The sequence below is a fragment of the Gemmatimonas sp. UBA7669 genome (assembly GCF_002483225.1).
Lineage (GTDB): Bacteria > Gemmatimonadota > Gemmatimonadetes > Gemmatimonadales > Gemmatimonadaceae > Gemmatimonas.
Map to the genome: position 1 here is coordinate 88,708 of NZ_DLHL01000003.1, position 24,530 is coordinate 113,237.

General features: G+C 61.0%; 14 protein-coding genes and 1 pseudogene. 7 read left to right on the plus strand and 8 right to left on the minus strand.

The features are described from left to right. Positions 1–293: 293 nt before the first annotated feature. The 4 genes from B2747_RS01120 (at position 294) to B2747_RS01130 (ending at position 7,461) form a co-directional block, all read left to right on the plus strand. Positions 294–632: an MBL fold metallo-hydrolase gene (locus tag B2747_RS01120; protein ID WP_291155700.1), complete on the plus strand. Its 339-nt coding sequence runs from the start codon at positions 294–296 to the stop codon at positions 630–632. An 854-nt stretch (positions 633–1,486) separates the two neighbouring features. Continuing rightward, positions 1,487–1,939 carry a leucine zipper domain-containing protein gene (locus B2747_RS20175; protein WP_414652154.1) on the plus strand — a complete coding sequence of 151 codons (453 nt, stop codon included), beginning with the start codon at positions 1,487–1,489 and terminating at the stop codon, positions 1,937–1,939. A 72-nt stretch (positions 1,940–2,011) separates the two neighbouring features. Then, positions 2,012–3,988, plus strand: a complete 1,977-nt coding sequence (locus B2747_RS01125) for a lanthionine synthetase LanC family protein (RefSeq protein WP_291155702.1) — start codon at positions 2,012–2,014, stop codon at positions 3,986–3,988. 290 nt (positions 3,989–4,278) lie between these two features. Then, a complete protein-coding gene (locus tag B2747_RS01130; RefSeq protein ID WP_291155704.1) occupies positions 4,279–7,461 on the plus strand; it encodes a lantibiotic dehydratase in 3,183 nt (1,060 codons plus the stop codon). A 400-nt stretch (positions 7,462–7,861) separates the two neighbouring features. Here the strand turns inward: B2747_RS01130 and B2747_RS01135 are convergent, their stop codons facing one another. Then, on the minus strand, positions 7,862–8,809 hold the full coding sequence (locus B2747_RS01135) for an LLM class flavin-dependent oxidoreductase (RefSeq protein WP_291155706.1): 948 nt from the start codon (positions 8,807–8,809) through the stop codon (positions 7,862–7,864). 175 nt (positions 8,810–8,984) lie between these two features. Between B2747_RS01135 and B2747_RS01140 the strand changes: the two genes are divergently transcribed. Beyond that, positions 8,985–10,772, plus strand: coding sequence for a peptidase domain-containing ABC transporter (locus tag B2747_RS01140; RefSeq protein ID WP_291155709.1), 1,788 nt, complete (start codon positions 8,985–8,987; stop codon positions 10,770–10,772). A 101-nt stretch (positions 10,773–10,873) separates the two neighbouring features. On the opposite strand, the gene B2747_RS01145 is transcribed toward B2747_RS01140, so the two are convergent. Beyond that, complete coding sequence (locus B2747_RS01145; RefSeq protein ID WP_291155712.1) at positions 10,874–11,029, minus strand: hypothetical protein; 156 nt, start codon at positions 11,027–11,029, stop codon at positions 10,874–10,876. Between B2747_RS01145 and B2747_RS20180 the strand changes: the two genes are divergently transcribed. Both B2747_RS20180 and B2747_RS01150 read left to right on the plus strand, forming a co-directional pair. Beyond that, positions 10,967–11,917: an HlyD family secretion protein gene (locus B2747_RS20180; protein WP_414652158.1), complete on the plus strand. Its 951-nt coding sequence runs from the start codon at positions 10,967–10,969 to the stop codon at positions 11,915–11,917. The two genes, B2747_RS01145 and B2747_RS20180, sit on opposite strands and share 63 nt — an antisense overlap. Positions 11,918–12,004: 87 nt before the next feature. Beyond that, positions 12,005–12,241 (plus strand): hypothetical protein, encoded by a 237-nt coding sequence (locus tag B2747_RS01150; protein ID WP_291155715.1) that lies wholly within the window; start codon positions 12,005–12,007, stop codon positions 12,239–12,241. 200 nt (positions 12,242–12,441) lie between these two features. On the opposite strand, the gene B2747_RS01155 is transcribed toward B2747_RS01150, so the two are convergent. The 6 genes and pseudogenes from B2747_RS01155 to B2747_RS01175 form a co-directional block, all read right to left on the minus strand. Beyond that, positions 12,442–13,125, minus strand: coding sequence for a hypothetical protein (locus tag B2747_RS01155; RefSeq protein ID WP_291155718.1), 684 nt, complete (start codon positions 13,123–13,125; stop codon positions 12,442–12,444). 981 nt (positions 13,126–14,106) lie between these two features. Further along, positions 14,107–14,487: pseudogene (locus tag B2747_RS20185) on the minus strand (cysteine peptidase family C39 domain-containing protein); the annotation flags it as partial. 175 nt (positions 14,488–14,662) lie between these two features. Next, the gene (locus B2747_RS01160) at positions 14,663–16,480 is read right to left on the minus strand and encodes an erythromycin esterase family protein (protein WP_291155721.1); all 1,818 of its coding nucleotides are present in this window, start codon (positions 16,478–16,480) and stop codon (positions 14,663–14,665) included. A gap of 634 nt (positions 16,481–17,114) precedes the next feature. After that, entirely contained in the window at positions 17,115–18,188 is a 1,074-nt protein-coding gene (locus B2747_RS01165) for an OmpA family protein (protein WP_291155724.1), read from the minus strand. A gap of 32 nt (positions 18,189–18,220) precedes the next feature. Beyond that, a complete protein-coding gene (locus B2747_RS01170; protein WP_291155727.1) occupies positions 18,221–19,105 on the minus strand; it encodes a hypothetical protein in 885 nt (294 codons plus the stop codon). A gap of 2,840 nt (positions 19,106–21,945) precedes the next feature. Beyond that, positions 21,946–24,396: a hypothetical protein gene (locus tag B2747_RS01175; protein WP_291155729.1), complete on the minus strand. Its 2,451-nt coding sequence runs from the start codon at positions 24,394–24,396 to the stop codon at positions 21,946–21,948. Positions 24,397–24,530: the final 134 nt, after the last annotated feature.

Here is a 24,530-nt window from a genome sequence, read left to right on the forward strand (position 1 = left end):
AGCGGTATTCAACGAAGGACATGCAGGAGCAGACATGACAGACAGGTCGATACCGACGATGGTGCGACGCTGGCTCGACCGGGCTGTGCACTGGTTCACCGTGCATCGCGCCGAGTCGTTCGCCATGTGGCCACGCCAGCGCGACTGGTAGGTAAGCGTATCAACCACCCGCTACGCGTTTCGCGGGGTGGCGGGTCATCCATGGCTCGGCACCTCGCGCGGCGAGCGGCGAGTGCGCAGAATTGTGGGATGCGGTCTCAACGGTAACTCACCGGACCTCTTCCCCTCCCTTCGTGCACATCGAATTTGCTGGTGCCGCCCGCGAAGTCACGGGCTCGTGCCATATCCTGCGCCTGGGCAGCGGCAGCGCCCAGCGCACCGTGCTGCTCGATTGCGGTCTCTTTCAGGGACGCCGCAAGGAAAGCCGCGAGAAGAACCAGAAGCTCCCCCTGCCCGTCGAAGAAATCGACGCGATCGTGCTGAGCCATGCGCACATCGACCACGCGGGGCGCCTGCCCTATCTGGTGGCCCAGGGCTACAAGGGCACCATCTGGGCCACGAACGCCACGCGCGATCTCTGCGCCATCATGCTGGCGGACTCGGCGCATATCCAGGAGATGCACTGCGTTTGACCGCATGATGAGATCTCAAAAAAGTGAGGTCGTCTCAGTTCACTCGGAAGTAATTGAAAGATCTCGAGATGCGATGTCCTCGGCAGTCATGACGGGATCATCGTGCAACCGTTAGTGACAAGACTTGAGCGATGATGGTGTCAGAAGTTGTCACTGATTCTGTCACTATGATCGCAGCAGCCACAGTCAGGGCGCAACCGTTCCTGCTACCGTTGTTTTGGCAGGATACAGAACGGCCACGCGAGTCCGTGCCTGTCTCCGTCGCGGTTTGACACGAGCTACATCGGGCAGGCCAAGTAACGGAGGGCGTTCGGCGCAGCGGATTGTGCTTGGGACGCATCAGGACCTGCGCTTGCCGACACCGCCAGAGGTGTCGTTCGGCCCGATGGATAGGCCTGCGGCCGCCGCTCTCGTCTACGCACGCACTCCATAATGATCATCACCGGTTCGTCCGACCGTATCTCGGGTTGTCGCTGATCCACGACGTGCTGCCACAGTCGACGATGCTCGGTCCGCCGGCCTCCGGATGTGAATGCCACTCACCGACATAGTCGTCGCGCACAGCGGAAGCGCGATGCAAACGACCCACTACATCTTGTGCGTAGTCACCGTCGCGCTGAAAGCGCGTTCGTGTGTGCAGCGCGCTGGGGCCGGGTCCGACGATCACCGTGGTTACAGTGCGGCGATCATGGCCGACGTAGCCAACCAAGACCTCCACCCGTTTCCAGTGGTGCCCTGCGCTCGCACTCAATACGCATGCTCTCTAGGTTGAAATGACCAAGAGGTTGTTCACAGGGGAAAATGGCTGCAAGCTGAGATTCTTGAGGCATCAATCCACAACCATCAGAGTCCCAATGAACATCCACAAGTTGGCACGTCTCACCCCGTTTGGGCGAGAGGTGTTGGTGCAGCGCGTCGCGGCTGATGTGCCCGTCGCGGTGGGCGCCCGCGAAGCCGGCGTCTCGCGCCAGACTGTGTACAAGTGGTGCCGTCGGGCCGCGGACCAAACCCCGGAGGCGCTGCACGACCGCGCGTCGACGCCACATCATTCGGCGCAGCGGATCGCCGCCCATCTTTGGCTGCAGATCGAGAAGCGGCGTCGGCAGCACTGGAGCTGTCGGCGGATTGCCCAGTGCTACGATCTGCCGATCTCTACATCCTCGGCTACCCCCCGCCCGCGGAGTACGGAAAGCAGCAACACCTCACCCGCTCAGCGTAAGTCAAATCACGGCCCCCGGCTGTCCAAGCCGTTGGGGCTCATCCCAACACTTCTGTACCATTCATGCGGCACAGACAACAGGCATTGACAGTGGCAGCCTAGGCTATCACTATCCTTCGTCCCCTGCGGCGATACCTTCTTGCTTATGATTAACTGAAATATGACGGATCCGCGTCCGCTGATTGAACTGGCGTCCGAGATTGCCAGCAGTTTAGCCGATCAAGCTCGTTGGACCGGTAAGAACTGTACGTGGGAGACCGTGCAGCCGATGCGTGGATCTCGGCAAGGATTGAGTGTTGAGTATGCGCCGGCTGGTGGGGCTCTATACGCCGGGTCTTCCGGTGTAGCAGTTTTTCTCGCTGAACTTGCGCGGCTTACCTCGGACGATGCTTTTGCGCGACTTGCAATGGGCGCGCTCGGACATGCCCTATTGCCTGCCGAGCTGGCGAAGGGAAGGGTGACCTCCCTTTACTCGGGGCAGCTGGGTATCGCGTACGCGGCTTGTCGCGTGTATCAAGCGCTTGGCCAACCGATTCCCGATTGGCTTGTGCAGATGATCGACGCCTTGGCGGCGGCGGCGCCAACAGTACGGTCGTACGATATCATTGATGGCTCCGCGGGCGCGATCGTCGGCATGCTTGAATTGTATCGCATGTCGGGCCGGGAGGCGTGTCTGGATGGTATGCGCGCCCACGCCGACGCGCTGCTACGGGATAAGCTCGATGAGCCGGAGGGGGCCTCATGGGGCTCGCCTTCACTCTCTGCGCTCCGAAACCAAGTTGGTTTTGCTCATGGGGCCTCGGGAGCCGCTTGGTCGCTGATGGAGGCATACACAACTCTAGGCGATCCGCGCTACCTGTACGTCGCCGAGCGAGCCTTAGACTACGAGGCGCAGTTCTTCGTAGAATCCGAGGCGAACTGGCCCGATCTGCGCAACCCTGTCGTCCATTTGTTGGAGGACGACGAGGAGTTCATGACGTTGTGCCGGAGCGTTTTGAACGGAGGTTCGATCCCGACGCACCGAGAAACGTACAGCACCACCTGGTGCTATGGCGCACCGGGGATGCTCCCTGTTCGTGCGCGTGTTGCCTCGCTAGCGCGCGACGCGAGACATGTTGCACAGTTCGAGAAAGCATGCATCGAGCTGCGCGCCCTCGCCGATGATCCTAGCGCGTACTGTCTCTGCCACGGAGCATGCGGCAATGCCGATGCGGTCCGCAGCGCGCTTCGCTATCGTGACGATGTCGCGCTGAAGCATGCTTTGGCTACGTTCGCTGACACATTGCCGACACTCTACCGGGCGGGACGATGGCGCTCGGGCGTTCTTGGCGGCGACTTTGACCCCACCTTGCTCGTCGGAGTCTCCGGGATTGGCTACTGTGCGTTGCAGTTGGCGGATCCGGCAATTCCGTCCGTGCTGTTTATGGGCGACGGGGCAAATATCACCGAGCCCGATCAGACCGATTGGCGACTTTCGCATGATGCGGCTCTGCTAGATCGCGCATTTCCGCAGAGCTTACAAGCACTCAGGCCGGCTTCTGAAGATGCTGCGCGCGAGTTCGCCCGGGAGGCGCCGCCCGAAATGCCGTTGCTTGTGCACATGCGCCGCGCTCTGGCGGCGGCGCGCGAAAACGCACCTGATGCAGACGCCCGCGCGAGCCTCGACAGAGCGACGCTGGCAGAGCAGGCGTGGTTTGAGGTGCTTGACACGTTCAATTCTCCGTATGATGAGCTCACCGAAACACTCATGCGCATTGCGCTGGGCGACGACTGGCAACGGGCCCCCCTCCAGATTGCGAGTGCAACCCGTGTGCTTCGCGCAGCCGCAGTAAATGATGTGGGGACGACGGAGCCGGGGCGTACGTCAGGGGCGACGCTGCTATTTCGCACGAGAACAACTCCGAGGCGTATGGTGATTTCCGCGGCGCAGCTCGAACTTCTTGATCTGTTCGACAGTCCAACCTCGGTGGACGCGATTCTCAACGCGCTTCCGAATGAAGCAGATGACTTGCCCCAGCAGGCCGGGGTGCGTGTCGGCGTCGTCCGCACCGTTGAGCAGTTTCTACATTTGGGGGTACTCGCTCCCACGCCGGGATTCCGCGCTGACGAATCGCTTCCCGGCGCAAGTTCGCCCTAGCGTCACACTGCGCCAGCCGGCGAGGTGTTACCCCGCTTGATGCACTAACGCTGATTCGCAGATACCTGTCTCGACCATCGCGCACACCCAATCCATGGTGCACGCCGACAGTGCAGTATCCAAACCTCATTACGCGCGTGCGCGCTGTACGTGGTAGCCGAGATATCGGGAATAGCGTGCATGCGGCGATCCTGCCCCGTACGTCACCCGTAGGTTCCTTAGTCACACCGCCCTAACCCGTTGCCAGGAACTGCTCGACCACTGGCTGCTCGGCACCATTTTCCCCTCGCATGGCCCTCCACGAAGCGCAGTTCTTCCTCCTACGCGCCCCTGTGCTCCCCGTCGGTACGCTCGAGAGATTCGGAGCAATGGAGAGCGCGCCGCTATTCACAGCCAGCGCTTCAAATGCTATCGGTGCAGCGGCGACAGACGATCTGGAAGTGATGTACGCGGCCGCCGTTGCCGCTCTTGTCACACGTCCGGATATCCGAGCTGCATTGCGCCACGCCTCCCCTGACCTTGTTGACGGCATCGATCGTGTGGGGCCTACGACCCCCATCCGGCAACGCTTGCCGCTGTTGCACGCGGCGGCGCGCTATATCTCACGAATGAGTTATCGTCCCACGCCGTTCGGACTGTTCGCCGGCGTGTCGTATGGGACAGTGGCCGGTGCGACGCGCCTATCGGTTGGCCACGCGGCTTCGCATACCCCTGTCGCCCGCCTCGACAGCGACTGCTTGGACGAGATCGTCCGCCGAGTCGCCGATGCGTTCTGGGACGATGAATGCGTAACGTATCATGCCAACTCAAGTTTGTCGCGCGTCGGGGTACGCTGGTTCTATGCCAAGTCGCGGTCTCGAGGTAAGGATCAGCGATATTCGCTGGTGGCGCTCGATGCAGACGCCGCCCTCAACACCGTTATGCGACTCGCGGGCGCCGGGACTTCGGTGCCGAAGCTGGTCAGGGAGTTTACCGAACAGGGCTATGAGCTTGAGGAGGCGCGTACCTACGTCAAAGAGCTGATTGACGACGGGATCTTGGTCTCTTCGCTCCATCCAGCGCTAACTGATACAGATCCACTTACGACCCTTTGCGGACAGCTTAGCAAGATTAATGGGGCTGGCGGCTGGGTGAGTGCGCTTGAGCAACTCCGCGCATCGCTCGCGGACACCGAAGGCATGGCGAGCAGCGACGAGTGGCAGCAGCGGATCACCGGACTGCTTGCGACATTGCCGTCCCCAGTGACCGCGCGACACACGGTGCAGATTGATCTTCGGCTGAACGCGCCCGAAGCCCAACTCTCACGCACTCTCGTTGACGACCTGCTGGCAGCGGTCCACCAACTTCAACGTGTGAGCCTCCCTCGGGATCCGCTGCGCGGCTTCAGAGAGGCATTTGTCGAACGCTTCGATACCGAAGAGGTGCCCCTGAGCATCGCTCTCGACGCCGAAGTCGGTGTCGGTCTGCCTGGGTTTGAGGCCCGCAGCCGCCCGCCGGCGCTGGATGCGAATTTAGTGGATGCTGAGCGCCGACGGGATGCCGCATTAGCCGAGCTGCTCATCCGGGCCGCGTCGGCGAGCCGCACTACGATTGAGTTGACCCCGGAGGACATTGCACGGCTGGAGAACGGGCGCGAACACCGTCCGCTTCCCGCCTCCTTCGCGGCCATGATCTCCATCGAGAACGCCACTTGTGCCGATGTTGATCGCGGCCAGTACTCCATGGTTCTGAAGGGCCTGTCGGGTCCGTCGGGGACATCGCTGCTGGGCCGTTTTTGCTACTTAGATGACCGTCTCACCGCGGCAGTTCGCTCGCACGTAGAGCACGAGGCGTGCAGTGCGCCGGAGGCGGTGTTTGCTGAACTGGTTCACCTCCCGCAGGCTCGACTTGCGAACGTCATTCGACGACCACCACTCCGGCCGTTGGAAGTGCCGTATTTGGGACGCTCTGCGCTACCCGCCGACCAGCAGTTAGATCTCTCGGATCTCCGAGTAAGTGTCCAGCGCGGGCGTGTGATGCTTAGGTCTATACGTCTCGACCGAGAAGTCATCATTCGCTGTAGTACCGCGCACAACTTTTCGCATGGGTCCAATCTGCCCATTTATCAGTTTCTGTGCCTGCTTCAACATCAAGACGCGGCGCAAGTCCCGAACTGGACATGGGGAGCGCATGGTGACTTGCCTATGTTGCCCAGAGTGTCCATCGGGCGGCTCGTCGTCTCTCGCGCGCAATGGCGCATTCCATGGGCCGAGCTGAAGCAACTTCGTGATGCTGCCGACGCATCGACGCTGGCACACTTGCTCGCCGATCTCCGCATGCGGCTCGGCATCCCGCGTCACGTTGCAATTGCTGAGGGCGAAAACTCGTTACCGGTGGATCTGGGGGCCGCGTGGGGGCGCGCGCTCCTAGTGGAGTCCCTCCGTGCACCGGCTCCGCTAGTCTTACAGGAGCGCTCTACGCCCTCCGACGCCATGCCCCTGACGGGCCCAGATGGCGCACACACGAATGAGATCATTCTGCCGTTTGTTGTGCCCGCGGCGCGAAAAACCACGCAGTTTCGAGTTTCTACAAGTATCTCTGAACCATCATGCCTTCGGGTCGAAAATGAACCGGCCGTCATTGACCCGCGATACCGACGCCAAACCCTGAGCAGCCCTTGGACTTCGCTGAAGATCTACTGCGGGGTCGGGCACGCCGATCGATTGCTGACCGAATACATCGTGCCGCTCCTTTCGGAGGCGCAGCACCGACAAGTCATAGACGGGTGGTTCTTTCTGCGCTATCACGATCCGCGATTCCATTTGCGCGTGCGGGTCCATGGCGCGCCGACCAGCGCGAAGTTTGCGCTGCTTCAGCAGCTCGACGCGAGTCTTGACTCCGCCGTGAGCGAACACCGCGTATCGTCTGTCGTGTTCGATACCTATGTCCGTGAGATTGAGCGATACGGTGGCGCAGCGGCGATCGAGCTTGTAGAGAGGGTGTTTCACGCAGATAGCATCGCCGTTGCTGCACTGCTTCCGTACCTTGCCGACATGCCGAGCGCCGCACTTCGAGATGCAGCGGTGCTGCAAGGCGTCCTAACCATGTTCCGCGCGCTCGCCGCGCCGACACGACAATTGGTCGAACGCCTCCGACGGCGCGTACCACCCTCGCGCCAATCGCGTACATGGAGCAAGTCGTTTCGGGAATTTCGGCCTCTCTTCGAAAGCGTTTTTGATGGGGGCGACGTGCCGCATGCGAGCGGCACTACGATTAGCGCGCTGTACGAGCGCCGCTCGGCATCGATAGCCGAGAGTTTGGCCGTCCGCCACCCTGCCTCTGGTTCCGAGATACTGGCGCTCTCGGAGGAGGCAGTCGACAGTTTGGTGCACATGTTCTTAAATCGAGTGGCCCGGGATCCATCTGAGACCGGCGAGCTACGTCTGCTTGATTACACACGACGTCTGTCTGAATCCGCCTTAGCGCGGCGGTAGCTTCCAGCCCGCCTGGCTGGGCACTTCGGCTCAGCCAGATGCAGTACCTCCCGGTCGTCCGACCGAGAGGAGACCAATAGAACGGAGAATTCTCGTGAGCGACCGTCCGAAGCTGTCATTGTCGAAGGAAACGCTGCGGAACCTTGGGCAGAGCGCGCTGTCGTCGGTGTACGGCGGCGAAGACTTCCCCGAAGTCGACAACACCTACATGCCGGGCTTCTGCCCGGACGGGAACGAGACTGTGATTCCTACGAACTGCCGCGGCAATCCCGGGTGCGACACGAGCGGATCGACGTGCGTGACGTGCCGTCATTCCAGCCCTACCTGTCAGCCGACTTGCGTTTCGCAGAACGGCTGCACTTGCGGCACGTTCTACTGTGGCTGATCTAGTACTCGTGCACTAGCGCGCGGGGCCTGCTATCATGCCAGAACTCGGTGTGATAGCGGGTTGCTCGGCCGCAATCAAGGCATAGGACTCGACGACCTGCGGAAAGGATGGTGCGAGCGACTGAAGCACTATATCGGTGGTTCCATACACGTTCGCCAGCTCCTCAAGCTGGGCGACGCACTGGGGCCCCGAGCCGAGAAAGCAAGGAAAACTACGGTCGCGCAATCGTGGTTCCGCGGTCGTAGGAAGCGGCCAGCTGTGTCCTTTTTGCGCGATCGAGGCAGCCCACCGTTCGCGTGCTTCCCATTCGGTTTGCGCGCAGCAGCCATAGCACACCAAGACAACCGGGGGAGGGGCCGTGCCTCGGCGCAGTGACCACTGCTCGCGATACTGATCGACAATCGCGAGCGACTCGGCCAGCGGCACGCCCGCGGCTAGGTAGTGGTGGTACGCAAATCGGCTGCCTAACTCTCCTGCGAGTGTAGCGCTGCTGGGACTGGTCGAACAGATCCAAAAATCCTCTAGCTCAGTCGGCAGCGCGTCCTCATCGCCAATGGAGAACGATCCAGTGACCATCGACATGAGGTATCGGATCGCTGCGGGATAGTCGCGAAGTGGCACGCCGTCGAGCATTCGATTATGCAAGATGGGATCTCTCACCCTTCCATTTATCACACCAAACTCGAACCGGTCCGGAAACAGCGAGCGAAGAAGCCGGGTCTCTGACGCGAGCCTAGGAAGGTTGTAGTACGGGAGCATTGCGCCAGCGGTTCCGATACGCAGGCGCGACGTAGACGCTGCTGCGATGGCGGCCATAAGCATGGGACTACCACTTTGCTGCGGCGAGTGATGCTCCGTGAGCCAGTAACGGTAATAGCCTAGCGATTCGAGGGCCGACGCTAACGCGCCGACATTGGCCGGTGAGAGGACGTCGATTGCCCCCAAGCGTTCAATAGCCACAGTTTCCTCCGGAGAGCGGCACAACTAAGATGGGGCAAATATACAGGACTTTCAACCTCGGCTCGATACATGGTTGCCCAAGATGGTTGTTTACCATTGGGAAACCTGAGGTCTCGCCCTACGAACTCCCCCGGCGTCATTCGTCATCCGCTGGGTGCGTGCGCTACGAATAGCAATGGCCACACTCCCAACACTCGCATCCGGCGTCCTGCTCGCCGCCCGCCTGCTACGGTTGACGCGGCATCGACTTCGCACGGTCGCGACATCGATTCTTCTCCAAGCGGGCATCCAGTTGCTCGCACTTCCAGTGCCACTGCTCACCAAGCAGCTGTTTGATCGGGCTTGGCCGGCGCGGGATGTTACCTATGCCCATCTGCTTGTCGCGGGTATCGCGGCGTTCTCTGCGGGTATCGCGTTCTTGTCGGCGCTCCGATCGTACGTTGGCCAGGTCTTGGCGACACGCCTGAGTGGCGAAATTGCACTCGCCTTCTTTGATCGACTTCAGCGAACGGACACGAGGATCCTCGACGGGCGGCAGTCAGGCGAAACGGTGAGTCGGTACGGCGATCTCCAGAAGGCGTTGGCGGCGGTGTTGGGCATGATTCAGACGCTCCTTTTGAGCGTCACCATGCTCGTTACGGCTCCTGCGCTGCTCTTCTGGCTCAACTGGCGCTTGGCGGTGCTGGCGGTCGTCGTCGTCCCCGTCAGTGCACTCTTGACTTACCTCATGGGCCGGATTGGCCGACGGTTGGCGCAAGCATCGGCAGAAGCGGGCGCCAACCTGTCAGCCGCGCGCTACGAGTCCGCTCTGACATTTCGAACCGTGCGAGTTGTGTCGGCTGAAGCGTGGATGCTCGATCGCGCGCGTGATGCGACGGAAGCGGCTCAACGCGCAGCGCTTCGACTGGCTGCGCTGAACAGCCTTCGAAGTTTCTTGGTCGCGGCAATTGCGGCGGCAGGCACAGCGCTCTTCTCTTGGGTTGGATGGACGATGGTGGTGCGCGAGGAGCTTTCACTAGGGGCGTTCATGGCGTTCACCGCCTACCTTGGCCTGATGGCGGGGCCATTTGGACAGTTGCTTGGCTTGGTCGATTCGATGCAGGAGGCGGCTGTCGCTCTCTCACGATTCTTTGAATACTACGACGCACCAGTCGACTCGGACGCGGATACGCCGACTGGGATGGCGGAACTGCACTCGCGGGCAGCCAATACGATTGTGCTCGAGAACGTTAGTTTCGGTTACCGCACAGGCGCCTGGGTTCTGCGAGCCCAAAGCATGCGCGTGCCGGCGGGGGCACTGGCGGCACTCGTCGGTCCGAGCGGTGCAGGCAAGTCGACGATTCTTCGACTTGTAGCTCGGCTGTACGCTCCGCAATCTGGACGGGTCGTGGTGGGAGGCCTCGACCTTGCGCATGACGCCTTGCACTACGCACGCCGTTCGATGGGCATCGTACTGCAGGAGGGGGGGATGGTGGCTGGCTCCGTGCGCGACAATATCCTCATGGGACGTAACCACTTGAGCGAGGTCGCCATCGAGCAAGCACTGGAGGCAACCGATCTCATCGACCTAGTTCAGTCCCTGCCGGCGGGCTTGGACACTCAGGTTTCCGAAGCGGGAATGTCGCTGTCAGGCGGGCAGCGTCAACGTCTTGCGATCGCACGCGCAATTGCTGGCGGACCACCCATCCTCGTGTTTGACGAGGCGACCTCAGGCCTCGATCCGCACACGGAGCATGTTGTGCTGACGCGGATTCGGGGCGCGTACCCATTGACGACAATGCTGATCGCAACGCATCGTGAGACCATCGCCCATCTCGCTGATCAAGTTTATTGGGTCGGCGGGGCACAGATTCGCGGTGGCCAGAGCCACTCTGTGATGATCGAGACTGATTCGGCGTATCGCGAGTTCTGGGGGTACGGAGCCCCGCAGGAGCGTTCTCTGGCTTCCTTAGCGCGCCAATGACTGACGCTCCACATGCGCGCTATCTGCTATCGGACGAGCACGTCCCATTCCATCGTGTCGTTTCACGCCCGATCCGCATAGCGCTGGGCACGGTCGCGCTCTCAATGGTCGTTGCTGCCATATTCATCGCGAAGGCGACAGGTACTCGTGTAATCGTCGCGATTGGGGTCCTTGAGCCGGCGCAGCTCGAGTTGGTGCGCACGCCAGTACGTGGGCGCGTCGAGGCCCTGCTCGTTGCGGATGGCGATTCGGTCCACCGGGGCCAGATCGTGGCGCTACTTGAATCCTCCGCACAGCGCAACGCGGTCGAGCGCCTACGCCGTACGGTGCGGCAGCGCGTGCTCGAGCATCAAATGTCGCGGCGCGCGGCCGAGTTCGACCAGATTCGTTCTTGGGAACAGGCTGTCCAAGCGCGGGTGGAGCTCGCACAGGCGCGGAGTATGTTGCTAACTACGCTGGTCGATTTTGGCGATCCCCGGCCGATTGATTCGGTCTTGGTCGATCCGAATGCCTTGCCAGTCCGCATAGAGAGCGCTCGCGGAGCAGTCGTCGCAGCGGCATCACGGCTTCGGTCGGCACTCAACGACTCCGGTCGCTTCGCGCTGCAACGCGACGAAGAGGTACGACAGTCGCTCGAGCTGGCGAGCTTGCAGGCGGAGGTCCAAGAGCAGGAGGACCAATTGCGCCGATTGACACTGCGAGCGGCCACTAGCGGCGTGGTGATGGGTTCTCGCCTTGACGGTCTGCTAGGCGCCATGGTTGACGAAGGCGACATTCTCCTGAGTGTAGCGAGTAGATCGAAATGGGAGGTTCGCACCTACGTCCGCGAACAGGATGTGCCTGCGATTCGGATCGGGCAATCTGTCACTCTAGAGATTCCGTGGGAGTCGACAGTGCAGGCGCGCCCGTTGCGTGGGCAGGTGATCGCGGTCGCGACGGCACCCATGGTCCGCAGTGATCAAAGAGCTGGTCTAGAGCTTGAGAACCCTGCGGACCCACGTTACTTGGTGCGTATTGCACTACGCACACCACCACGCAGCGGAAGTGGGGAGACCTTAGCTCCCGGGTCCAGCATGCGGGCACATATCGTGGGGCGTCGTAGGTCCCTAGCCCGAGTGATCCTCGATCAGCTAGGGGGTCGCTAAGTGTAGATGTTAAAGAGGTTGGTCCCAAGGGATGGGAGTTGCAAGTTGAGATTGCCGAGGAGATCCCTCGTAATCGCCAGAGCCCATATGAAGATCCACAAAAATGCCTACTTCACACCGTTGGCGCGATACGAAGTTGTGACCCGCGTGGAGGCGGGCCAGTCACAGGGGACGATTGCCGCAGCGCTGGGCGTCTGGCGCGAGGCTGTAAACATGTGGTACCGCCGCGTGTTACAGGCGGCCGAGCCTGCGCAGGCAGCGCCCGACCGCTCTTCGCGGCTGCAGACGTCGACGACGCGCATGCGGCGGCCATCACCAATATGAGATTGTATAGAGTCACCAAGCCGAACTGCGCACGTGAGAGCTTATTGCGAGGCCCGCGTTGACCTCGTACTGGCGCACCCGCGCGCTCGATGACTACCTGCTTTTCCAGTATCTCCGACGACGCTTAAGCAGCTTGATCAACCTTCCCCCCGCCTCCAGCCTGCCTGCTCCGCTGTGATCAACGCACTTAGCAACTAGAGCTAACCGACCAGCGGGGGTGTCATGTCGCTCTTCTGACGGTTTCGTTCCCCGTTGGCGCCGCTTCCGGCACCCGAGTACTGGAAGTGATGATCAGCGCCGTCGGCGAGGGCGGGGTCGGTAGTCACGGTAACCACGACTGGGACAGCCGCTCGAAGTGCTTTGAAGTATTCACAACGCGTTGTAGCCGATACGTCGCGAAAGAGGTCGTCGCAGACCAGTACCGTCGGACGATAGGCAAGCGCACGGGCGACGCGAACAAAGTCTTGCACCGAGATCGGAACCTGCTCCATGCGCATTCTGCTCACCGTCTCGGAGGGGATCTCCAGCGCCAAGGCAATGCCTGATGCTTCAAGAGCATCCACGATCCGGTGTTCCTCAAGCGGCCACGGACCATACCGAATGTTGTCGGCCACCGTGCCAGGAAAGAGCAGGCTTCGCGACGAGGCAGCGAAAGCGTGTGCACCTACCTCTGTTGTCGTAGATCCAGTGTTCTTGGCGTCGCCCCAAGTGAGCGGGTCGCCGTCTCCGTCGGTGAGCGGTTCAGCTAGAAGGAAATCAACATACCGAGTGCCCTCCAACGCCGAGACAGCGGTGATGGCCCACCACAGACCATGGCGGACATGAGGTGTATCTCTGGCTGGCAATGGGTGGACGGCGAGGTCACGCAGCAGTTGTGCGATCAAAGTCGCATCAGGTGGTGGCGGTTGCCCAGGGGCACCGCTGTGCGACTGTAAAGCGGCACCCCGGCCGAGTTCGTGGAGCGTCTCATCTGCCAATCTCTCAGGAGCCCCGACGTCGTTCACGCCACCGTTCCCACTTAGGCGGGATGACATAGACTGCCAAGTCGCAGCAAGCACAAGGTAGGCGCTGAAGGCTGCGGCCCCTGTAGCGACCGCAGCACGGCCTGTCCCAAGTTCGACGAGCATTCGTGCCGCGAACTGCATCCCCACAAAGGTGGTTGCGATGCTGATGGCGTACGCCGCGCCACGCCCCAAGCGTAGGAGTCGCTGGGTCTGCCGGTACGTGCTGTACAGGGGCAGCCACCGAGCAGCTAGCCAAGCCGCCGCGCGTGCGGTGCGCAGACTCCAGTCATGGTGCAAGTGCGTGGAAAGCAGGTGTGCGCTCGCGCGGTGCGCGATCGCCGCCCGGGCGTGCGCGGCCGAAACCAAGACAGGCAGGAACACGAGCAGCAGTGATACTGCGAGCAGACCGACCACCATGGGGCCGAGAGTTGCAAGCCCGAGTAGCGCAGTCCCTGACAGCCACAAAGCCGTCGGTGAGGCTGAATCGCGATGGAGTTGCAGTGCCGCGCGCGTGGCCCCGTTGTGTGCCGCCGCAACAGCATCCAATGTCGTTCGGTGTCGTCCGGTACGAAGGTCGCGAAGGAGAAACATTGGATGCGGTATGTCCGCCCCTTGTGAGAACCAAGCCGCTAGCACGGACACAGCGACCTCCCGAGTCATCGCTAGGAGTGCGCACGTGAGTCCCGCGACGATCCAGAGATGGCTTGGTGTGTCGCGCGCTACCGTCGGCAGCAAGGGCGCAGTCAAATAGGCTGTCCCGTAGATTCCAACTACTGCTGCCGCGATCGCCCCGCCCCCTCGCGCGTGGCGCATGAGGCGAGCGCGCCACACGCGCGTACGTCGGCGCGGCGTGCGGGCGAACGACAATGCGATACCCGATGTCGCTCTCCAGAACTCGTCGCGGCTGAGTCGAATGCGGCCCGCCGCTGGGTCTACAATGTCAATAACATCATGGCGATACCTTTCGAGCACCACGAAGTGAGCGTCCCGCCAGTGAAGAATCATTGGAGTGGCGATCGCGCGGACGTTCACTTGCGGCCCGAAATGGACGCCCTCGGCGAACAAGCCATACTGCCGGCCGATATCCACCAGCTGCAGCGCGCTCAGGCCGTGTGGTCCGACAGGTTGCCCTCGATAAAGTTCTGCGCGTGACAGCGGCACGCCGTAGTACTCTGCAATCATGCAGAGGCAGGCTAAGCCACAATCGCGATCGGACCGCTGACGGATCGCTGTTATTGACATGCGGAACACTCACCGCACGTCCGCGATAGGCTGGCGCGCAATTTCGCATCGCGCGCGACACTTCTTCGAACGGTGGAACGTCGTGAAGAGACCGTGGTAGGGCTGCAAAACGCCACGCCGACCGGCACCATCCGAACCGATCTGTCCACCGATGCGGAGCTCTCAGGCAGTCGCGTCATCGGATCGGTTTGCTTGCCGTGCTCTGATCGACAAACAGCAAAGCGTCAAAGGCGGGCGCGAGTCGGTAGCTCTGAAACCCGGGCTCGGCCGCGCGGGTGCCGAGACGGCGCATGTCATGAACTGCGCGGAACCAAGGGAATGTGCGATCCGATGCCGCGGCGCGCGCGTTAAGTATCGCGACCGGTATGCCCGCCGCGTGTAGCGCATGTTCGATCGACCCAGGCAGCGCAGCCGACAACGAAAAGGCGCGGTGCTCGTTGAGAGCATCGGCCAGGTAGGTGCCGCTGAACGTCGCGGTGCCGATCACCACAACCGTCTCGGCGCCAAGACGGGAAAGATACGCGGTGGTCGAGTTTCCGACGCGCTCGACGTGTGAGTGGTGCGCCCACAAGATCGTACGACCTGGCCGACCAAGATGCCGCTGCGCCCATCGCACATTCACCGCCATAATGCTGTCGCGCAAACGGTTGCTTGAAAGTGGGTTCAATCGTTGCCGTGCCGCTTGCAAAACCAAGTCGGCGTAGTGCGCACCCCATGGCACTCGCCCGCCATCGCGGGGCTTTTCGTTGAGAAGTCGTGCCCCCTGCTCCGCCAGTTTCGCCCACTGCTGCATGTCGGCCGCGCGCGGCGAGCCGTAGGCGCCTACGCCGCGCAATATTGTGCGGATCTGCGCGTATACTGCAGTCGCTTGTGTCCGGGCGGGCTCTGCCAAAGTCGACGCCGCGGCCATGGCCGAGTCCACAGCAAGGGTTGGATCCTGCGAGTCCATACCAAAAAGGACGATATCAATACGTTTGGTGCGTTGCAGATCCCGTAGGCGCTGGAGGACACGGACGAACTCCTCAGTTTGCCATGACCACATGCCGAGCGAACGAACGAGCGCTTGCGGATTTCCAACTCCGTCTCGAACGTAGGCGTTGAGACGTTGGACAACGCCAAAGTTCGCCTCAAGTCCGACCTTGGTGAACGATCGGTGTTCGAGCAAGTACGAGAGAACTTGTGCATGCACTTGCTGAAACTCTGTGGTACCATGGATCCCATCGCCCAGCGCAACCACTCCGGCGCCAGTGATAATTCGGTCAAGTTGCCTCGCCGCACCTTCGGTCAGTGGTTCACCTTGCAGCGGAAAAGGGGTTAAGTGTTGTCTGAGGCGTAGCACGTCAGCCGGGGAAGGAGCGCGTGATGCAATCAACTGATCGAGCGACTGCCCGCCTATGGCGACCTCCAAGGCGTCCGCATGCACATCGCCCGGGCCGGTCCGCCACAGTCCAACAACGACGCTAGCATCGCTCGCGCGGATGGGGATCGAAACGGAGACGTCCCGCCACTCCGCCGTGCGCTGCGCAAGCTGCTGAACCGCGATGCGGTCACTAGGAGCGCTGAGCGGACGCGGGCCGACCCCGGTCCAGACGACCAAGCTGACTGTGCCGTCGGCTCCGGGTGCCCACCGCAGCTTGGCCGAAAAACGAAGGAGTTTCCCAGCCATCCCCTGTGTCGAGAGGCGCTGGTAGACCATTACGGTGTCCATACGCCCCCCGTTAGCAGGAAGAGGTGCGAGAGTGGAAAGGCGTAGCCAGCAGTTCCCGTGCGCCGCTCGAAGTGTGGTACCCAGTTGCACACATTCACGGCTGACAAAGGCCGGTGGTGCCGACGGTGCCCACGCGAATGCCGTTCGGGGCAACACGCCGCTTTCCCGCTCCATGCTCCCATTGAGAGCATCGGGGGACTGCGCGATCAGTTGCGTTGCGCCGACGATCAGGGTTGCCAGAGCGCATGGCAGGGCGAAATAGGAAAGCCCGGAAGTGGACGGCATTTGGCGGTAGGTGAGTTGTATAGTGCTGAATACGGCAGATCCCAACGATCATCCAGTGGACAGTGATTGTCCACCTTCGGTGGCAACCAAGCGGCGACAACCACTCATTGACACTGCCGCATCTTGGTTCGGAGTGACCCCCCACGACTCTCGGGCCGAGTGCACCGTGCGATGCAAGATGCCCCTCTGAGGCACACCACAGGCAGCCACCACAGCAAGTCAAGTCTAGCGGATCCACCCGTCTTACTCGATCTCACGTTGCGGCATGGTTGGCACGACGAGGGCGGCAAGGGAAAGCACATGGTTGAAGGCATTCACGGAGAGGGAGAGCTGCAGCCGGCCATCGGTCCTACTGCGGCACAGGACGCTCTGAATGGTCCCACGGTCCAGGGGGGATGTTGAGGGCGCAATAGTGATCGCTGCCAGCTTTGGCTATTCCGTCAGGCGCGTGTGGCCGGCAAAGGGACCCCCTGCCGGAAGGTCAGCCCCGCCTCATCTACACAACAAAAGCCTCGACTCTGGAACCACCCTCTCCCAAAGACTTCCTCTCCTCGTCCCCCATATCGAAGTTCGAGAAAATGTCGTCAACATGTCCCGGTCACGGCGCGATGAGGAAACCGCAATACGCAAAGTCTCACCTCGCGGTACCGAGCACGTACACCGTCACGCGCCGGTTTGCAGCCTGATCAGCACCAAACCTCGTGGTTGCCCCAAGCGCCGCGATGCTCACCTGGGCAGGCGGCACGTCATACTTCTCAAGGAGCCAGCGAGCCACCGCGTCGGCCCGAGCACGACTTAGCGCCGCGTTTCGCGAACGCGCGCCGCGCTGGTCAGCAGCACCGACAAGACTGAAGAGCACAGGTTGCCCACGATACTGGGCCAGTGCCGCGTCGAGTTGCAGTAGTTGTTGGGCATTGGGCTCGGTCGCGGCCTCGTCGAACATAACCACCACGGTTGCCAGCGGCGTGTAAAGGTCGCGCAACGTCGGGCCTCGGAGTATTGCGAGCGCCCGAGCCACCGTGTCGACTCGTGCCTCGATGCGCACGAGTGCTTGCGCCACGCGGTCGGCCCCGTTTCCTCCCACATTACTACCGTCGGCGCCCGGGCGCGGCGCGCCGGCTAGTAAGACCCGCTGCTCCTCCATCATTGCCCGCAGCTCACTGAGAGACATAATGAGCGATGCGCGTTCCGGTCCTATCGTCGCTCGCAACGTTGCTATTTCGCGGCCAAGTGCGGCGAGTGCGTCTGCATCGCTGGAGCTGTGCTCGGGCCGCAGTTGAGACAGCAATCGTTCCATAGCCTGTACGAGCGCTGTGTCGCCTGCGGCGCGGGCAGCATCGCGGATGGTCAGGTACGCCTCCGGTGCCCCAGCGACGGCGAGCGCCTCCGCGAACTGCTCCGTCGTCAGCGCTCCGGCCGCCCTGAGTCCGCAGAGATTGCGCGTCATCACCAGTGACTTCCACGCTTCACTTGATATCTTGGCGTTCTCGACGGCGGTTAGGCGCGTGACCGGTTCTAGGCGGTTTCGGCGCTCCGTCACCTCGTACTTCTCGACGAAGATCGGGCGAAGGTTGGCGCAGACCCCGCTGTCTGCACCGAACGACTTTGGCCAGAGCCCGTCTATCCCGGCTTGGCGGTTGTGCCCGAAGAAGCATCCCTGCAAGACAATTGCGATCAGCGGTGTGAACACCGCGCGTGGGCGGCGCAAGCCGCAAAGCCACGCAAGGGATCCCCACCCGGTCACTGGCGGTCCTTAGCCATCGAGATGGATGGCGGCGACGCTTTCGCGCTGTCCGCCGGCTCTGGCGCGTTCAGCAGCTGTTGGCCGACTTGGTACATGGCTCCAGTAGCAGGCAGTAGTATCTGGTTGGGATAGAGCATGCCGACGCCGTACTCGAAGGTAAGGTTTCGGAGCATCTCGGCCGCCAATCGTGTATTTCCCGCGACATGCTGGGTGGCGTACTGCACTTTGCCAGCACTGACGTTTAGGTCCGCAAGTGCGCGTGCTACCACCTCAGGAACCTTGAGCTCCACGCCCGCCACTTTGGCGCGCACGGTAAGCAGATTGAGGACGGGCAGGGCTGCCACCATGGTATTCGTCGAAGCCTTGGGCAGGCTGGCGCCGTCGGCATAAGCCTGCTTTAGTTTGGCTTGATGTGCCTGTCGGGCACTGTCGAGCGCCACTCGCTTTCGCTCCGTGGTGCCCTCCATCTCTAAGACTCGGTAAAGCGCGTTAAAAACAGCGTCCAGTTCGGCGTCTAGGTCGTCGAGTACGTCCTTCCCGATATCTCCCAGCTCGCGGTCGCGGGCGAGCCGGACACGGCACCGGTAGCTGCTCTGATAGTATTTCAAGAGGAGTTGATCACTTGCCGCAGCTAGCGCGCGCGCCGAAGCCGAGGCTCCCAGTGTCCCAAACTGCGACTTAAGTTCGAAGAACAGTGAGTCGCCATTCAGTCGCTCGAGTGAACCACACGTCTTGTCCGCGTCGCTTCGGAGCTGTCCGAAATTGATCGGGATAGGTGCGTCCTGCTGCGAGGGCGGCTTGGTGCGAGAAGACGGTGACCGACCGCTGCATGCAAGAGAGGCGCTGATCGCGAGAGCGCCCACAACCGTTGTGAATTTCATAGACGACTCCAGCTGAAGAGTGAACATCTGAGCCCATTCTGGTAGCACGGACGAAGCGTACGCACACCGACGGCGCGGTTGCCGACGATGCGGAACCCGCGACGTCTATGTGCTACGACGCACAGAAGGTATAGCCCGACCCCAAAGGATAGCAAGATCGAATGAGGGGTGCCCATCAGGCGCATAGCGCGAGCTCCTGCCTGCAAGCTTCTTGCCCGTCGCGACTTGCTTCGCGCTCCTCGTCTGCGACGAAGTGTGGACACTCAGTATCGATCGGGTAAGCCTTGTCGAGCTCGCCAAGCGTCAGCTGTTCACAATAGGTGTGCTGCGTGCTCTCGAACTCGATGTACGCGCAATTGGCCGCCGTTACAAGGGTAGCGATACCCTCTTCGAGCTCCCCTCGCTCTCCCAGCCGCTCTCAACCCTCTGGTGGAAACAAAATTCGCGCCCATCACAACGTACACCGTGCATTTGTATGTGACGCTCGGCCGCAACTCGCAGTGCTGCGCCGTCGGCAAGGCGCGGAAAATATCGTCAACCTTGTCGGCGTTGGCCTTGATGCTGCTGCCCGAGGCATTGATCAGTGAGCTGCCAATACTGTTGTCGAGCTCGTTTGGTCGTTCGGTTCGGATGTTCCTTCGGGCAAGGAAACGGACGAGCCGATTTGTGGCTGTCTCCTTGAATTCGACCCGCTTACATGGGGCCTCGGTGGCCATCAGGTCACTGGCCAACACCCCCCCGTCAGTCACGTGCACGCTCACGCCTACGCTGTTTCACCCCTCTTTGGAGTGGGGGTGGAGAACGCGAGGGTGACTTTCAGTCGTGAAGGTCCCCCGTCCTGACTTGATTGTGTGCCCAACAAATGTGAGACCCCCTTATCGACACGCAAGTCAGCTAATTGAACAGGACGTGTGAAGACGTTGCGCCCGATGACGCGCCCGTCGTTAGTGACGAAAGTTTGGCGGTGATCTTGTTAGGACCTCTCACGACTTTCGTCGACAAAACGGTGAGAACTTGTTCATGTCGTGCTAACTTTTGGATTGGGCCGCGTGCGTGGTTAACAAAGCACAGTTGGCGGTCTCCTGCAGGACTGCTGCAATTTCGAGGACCGACGACGAGGACTCGGCGTGATGATTGGCGACACTCGTCGGGTCATCATGTGGATGCCGTCGGGCGCCGCAAGCGAGCCAATCAGACCATCATCCCCTTCGCTTCACCCAGCGCCGTTCGCAGCTTCGGCTTGAGGGCCATAACGAAAGGTCTCACGGCGTCAATGCGGAGCACGCTGTGCTCAGTGCCTGAGCCAAGGGATGACTGGTCCCGGCCAGTGCATGATCGAACTGACGTTCGCAACCCGAGTGCTCCGAAGCCCGTGCGATAGCGCAACAGGGGCAGAGGCTGCTTGAGGAAGTTCAATGGTCGATGCGGTGTGAAGGCGCATATCAGAGTGCTGAGAGAGCCGTCGCTTCGCGATAAGAGTGCTGCCGATACCGCCGTTATGGCTTTGGTGACGCGATTTCGAGTGATGAGGGAGGCCTCTCGGCCGCCGTCAAGCGACTTCCACGCCGTTCTCGCGGCGTGTGAGGCTACCTACGGCCTAGGGTCAGGCTTGGGGGGAGGCGTCGCAAGAACACGAGATTGTACGCGGTGCACGCGATGGTCACGATCCAATCAACGCGCGCCCTACCGCGATGCTTCACCTTCCGCGGGCCGGCCACGATTATCACCCAGCCGAACACCTCCTCGCTCTTCTTGCGCGTGCGCTGACTGATCGTGCAACCCGCGTGCCGCGTCGTGCTCCCGTCGACGGCACTGCCCTTTGCTATTTCGGAGAGATGCTGCGCGGACCCAGAGGCCTGCGCGCTCTCCACGAAGTCCCGGGTATTGTAGCGCCCTGTCCGCGCCGACGGTGGCACGCGGCGCCGTGCCTGCGGTCGCCTGCTACAGATACACGGCATCTTCGACTTCGGCGCGCCCACTCGGACTACTCACGCTCGTGTTCACGACGTGGTAGTGACGATTGTCAACGAGTCCACTCGCTTCGTACGCAAGGACTGACGACGGATTCGATATTCTGCGCGCCATGCGGGCGTCAGTGTCCCTGACCGACTGATGCGTGGCGTTGCTAGGCTTCTGGCCGTGGTAGCTGGCGCAATAACTGCCGGAATCGATTGGGCGTCCGAGTCGTGGTCCTTGGGCCGGACGCACTTCTGGCTCGCCCACGCTTGGAGCGGAGTGCCATCCACCGAAAGGTGCTCACCCGAGAGCAGGCGCGCCTGCTCCGCCGTGGCCACAGCAGCCTACGTAACGTGCCACCAGCCCACTTCCGGGCCACTGTGGCAATCACCGCCAGCGTCTCCAGTACCGCATAAAGTGAGTCCTGCTGGACCAGGTTTGGGGGCTAGACCAAATCAACCACTGACTAACAGCACTGCTGGACCAGCAACTAGGGTCATGTCATGAGACGCTGTCAATATCGCACAAAGTCGTTGACTCACTGGGAAATACATGACCAAGGTCGCGATGATGCAACCAGTAGGTAGCCAATAGTGACAAGAGTCCAGCGGTGATCGATTCACCATTTGTCACTGATGCTGTCACCTAAGTCGCATGTACCGAGTTCCTCCGAAAGCGCGCGAGTTCGGGGACAGTTGTACTTCTTCGACGATGGACGCCCTCCTAAATGAATCAGGAGAAACGGGCAATGCTAGAGATTCCTCTCGCATAGGCGGCTCCCTCGGCAAGCGTGCGACGAGTTGCTTGCAGGCGTACGGCCGCCAATTGGACCGTAAGTGGATACTCGTGGAGTTCTGCTCGAGCCGTAAGCACTAAACCATCTATCAGAGGTCTGCGAACATCTCCTCGATACTCCAGTCGCTTACTGGTACACGGAACCCTTCGGCGTGTGCCTCCGGACCATAGTTTTCAGGAGGTTCAACCAGAACCTGCAGAAGATGTCGTAGCGAGTCGACCTTCTCTGCATGCTCAGTCGTAAGTGCCTCTGCCCAACCGGTGAATCCATCGATCACGTTGATGAGTCGCGCCGAACCACCATGCCAATCGCGAAAATCGTACGGATCAGGGAATTCATTCTCCTTCTCGTCATATTGAGACTTGAGATAGAGCCCCTCTGATAATGCCTCATCGGTAGATGACAGTAGGCCATCGAGGATTCCCTTCAGCGTCGTCCGTGTGACCAGACTCTCCACGAGCAGTGGTTCAAATGCTCGAGCAGCATTGAGTAACGCCGCGCGCGAGACTGACGAAGCAGAATGAGACCTTGCTGCATGTCGCACCTCATCGGCGAGCCACACGACTCGTGGCATCGGCGAGCAATACGGCACCAAACGGCGAAGCTCATTGAGAACGCCCTCCGCTTCTTCAAGTCGCAGCGAGCTCGGCGACGCAGGAAGAGCTGTCCTGCAGCAAGCATCAACGACAGCGCTCAAGAGAATGCCAGGTTCTGACGAAGCCCACTCGCTACGGACGTCCGCTGGGGCCACTACCGCATCGTACTCAATCTCTGCGCCAGTAGCAACGACGAAGTGCCGCTTCTCGAGAGGCCGTAGTTCAGCCGCAGCGGTGAGAAGATGTCGAATCTGCGCGACATTCTGTGCATGCTCTACGAGAAGAACGAACCTCTGCCCCAAGAGCTCAAGTTCGTTCGAACCCTTCGGTGCGACCCCACGTCCCTGATCCTGAGCGTTGCTGGCATCAGCTCTTAGTGCACGAGCGACAGCGCTAAGCGTGTCAATGCTTGCAAGCTCAAAGTAGCGACGGCGCCGCTCTTCGTTCTCACGATGCCTTGCGATGACAAAATCGCGAATGCTCGGATGTGCGAAATCAACGTCACGCTGACCCGGCCAAGGCGATGCTATGCGAAGAAACCCCGGGGAGAGGCGCTCAAGTGCGGTTTCAAAGTCAAGGCTGCTCTCAGGACTCTTAGCCGTGTACGCTTCGTACTTGGTGCGAAGCAACTCCTCCGAGGCGGGGCTGGCGTGATGGAGCACGGACGATAGGACGGCGCGCTCCGATTCCGAAAGGTTGTCGTACGCTTGCATCCACCGCTTGCTCGGATTGGACAGGAACTGCCGAACATCATTGGCACTAACCTCCGGTGATCGGAGTACAACTTCGGCTAACGCGCGAAGCCTTTCAGGAGTCACGTTGGGGTGGGCGACAATCTCACTGGCCATTTCGCGAACCAACTTGCGAACGTTCTCAGGAAAGTCTTGCCGTTTGACGTGATTGTACAGCATGCCTGCTCGCTCGCGCTGTGTGAGCTCACCAACCGCAACGGTTAGACCGTGGGCGCCTGGAAACTGCTCCACGGCCTCGTCTAGACGTAGCCGATCTAGAGCGGCACCCATCACGTACGTCCTACCTGTCCAGATGAGGTAGCCGTTGGGACGTAGGGTTGCGAGAACGTTTGGTAGTTCGCGACTCCAGTCGTCAGCTACAGAGATGTCAACAGAGACGGATCCAAGCGCATCATCCGCCACGAAAAGCTGCGTTGTGTCGTGCTTCCTGACCCGATGTATATCCTCGGGGCGGCGTACCGAGTAGACCTCGACATTTCGAGCTGCCGCCTCCAACGCAAGCGCTGCAGCAATGGTGCTCTTGCCCGCTTCTGGAGCACCGTCGAGCACAAGGAAGTGGTGTGTTTGTAGAATGACTCCAGCGTCGTGATATGCGGAGGTTGCTACGAATGCACCTAGATGCTGACGCCAGCGCTCGAGGTACGCCGCGCTCGCGGACAACGTTGCCGAATTGACTACTTGTGCAAAATCGGCGAGCGCAAGGAGCTGTGGGAAAGAACGACGGACGTGTGGGTGCACGTCCAGTAGCTCGCAAACGTCTCGGCCATCGACGACGGCGAAGTGTTGGGCGACGTTCGCGTCCTTCGCGATCTGATGCAGAGAGTCGCGGTCGTCACCTGAAAGCGGGACGTTCGTGATCAGAACGTAGTTGTCTAGATTGAGTTGTAAGTTCCCACGGCGCCTCAGGTTCGCGCGCATCTCGCTCCGAAAGGAGTTTCGTAACGATGCGATGGCCCCTTGCACCAGTTCGCCTTCGAACTCGGCGAACTTCGCCTGAAAGATCCAGTGTCCCGACCACTGCTCCTCGGCACTTGGAAAAGCGGCGACGCCCCGATACTCGGCGTCCCGCCCATTGTCACGCGAGCCACCGAAGGCGCTCACTCCAGGACCGATCACGGCCTTTAGGAGCGTCTGCGCCAAGGTTTCAAAGCCGTACCAGCCGAGGCTGTGAAGCGGATATTTGAGCGCCATAGAGGTGGTGGTCAGTCTTAGTACATCGATGCGATCCGCGAATCTGGCTGACTACCGGCGGCCAAGGTTCGCGTGGATCTCGCAAGCTTCCCTCGGCAAGCAGACAGCATAAATCTGTACTCGGGCGGTGCATG

What these genes read in the sequence shown, in the direction of transcription:
- B2747_RS20175 (WP_414652154.1), top strand. Translation starts at nt 1,487, where the DNA reads ATGAACATCCACAAGTTGGCACGTCTCACCCCGTTTGGGCGAGAGGTG.
- B2747_RS01125 (WP_291155702.1), top strand. Translation starts at nt 2,012, where the DNA reads ATGACGGATCCGCGTCCGCTGATTGAACTGGCGTCCGAGATTGCCAGC.
- B2747_RS01130 (WP_291155704.1), top strand. Translation starts at nt 4,279, where the DNA reads ATGGCCCTCCACGAAGCGCAGTTCTTCCTCCTACGCGCCCCTGTGCTC.
- B2747_RS01140 (WP_291155709.1), top strand. Translation starts at nt 8,985, where the DNA reads ATGGCCACACTCCCAACACTCGCATCCGGCGTCCTGCTCGCCGCCCGC.
- B2747_RS01150 (WP_291155715.1), top strand. Translation starts at nt 12,005, where the DNA reads ATGAAGATCCACAAAAATGCCTACTTCACACCGTTGGCGCGATACGAA.
- B2747_RS01160 (WP_291155721.1), bottom strand. Translation starts at nt 16,480, where the DNA reads ATGCCGTCCACTTCCGGGCTTTCCTATTTCGCCCTGCCATGCGCTCTG.
- B2747_RS01170 (WP_291155727.1), bottom strand. Translation starts at nt 19,105, where the DNA reads ATGAAATTCACAACGGTTGTGGGCGCTCTCGCGATCAGCGCCTCTCTT.
- B2747_RS01175 (WP_291155729.1), bottom strand. Translation starts at nt 24,396, where the DNA reads ATGGCGCTCAAATATCCGCTTCACAGCCTCGGCTGGTACGGCTTTGAA.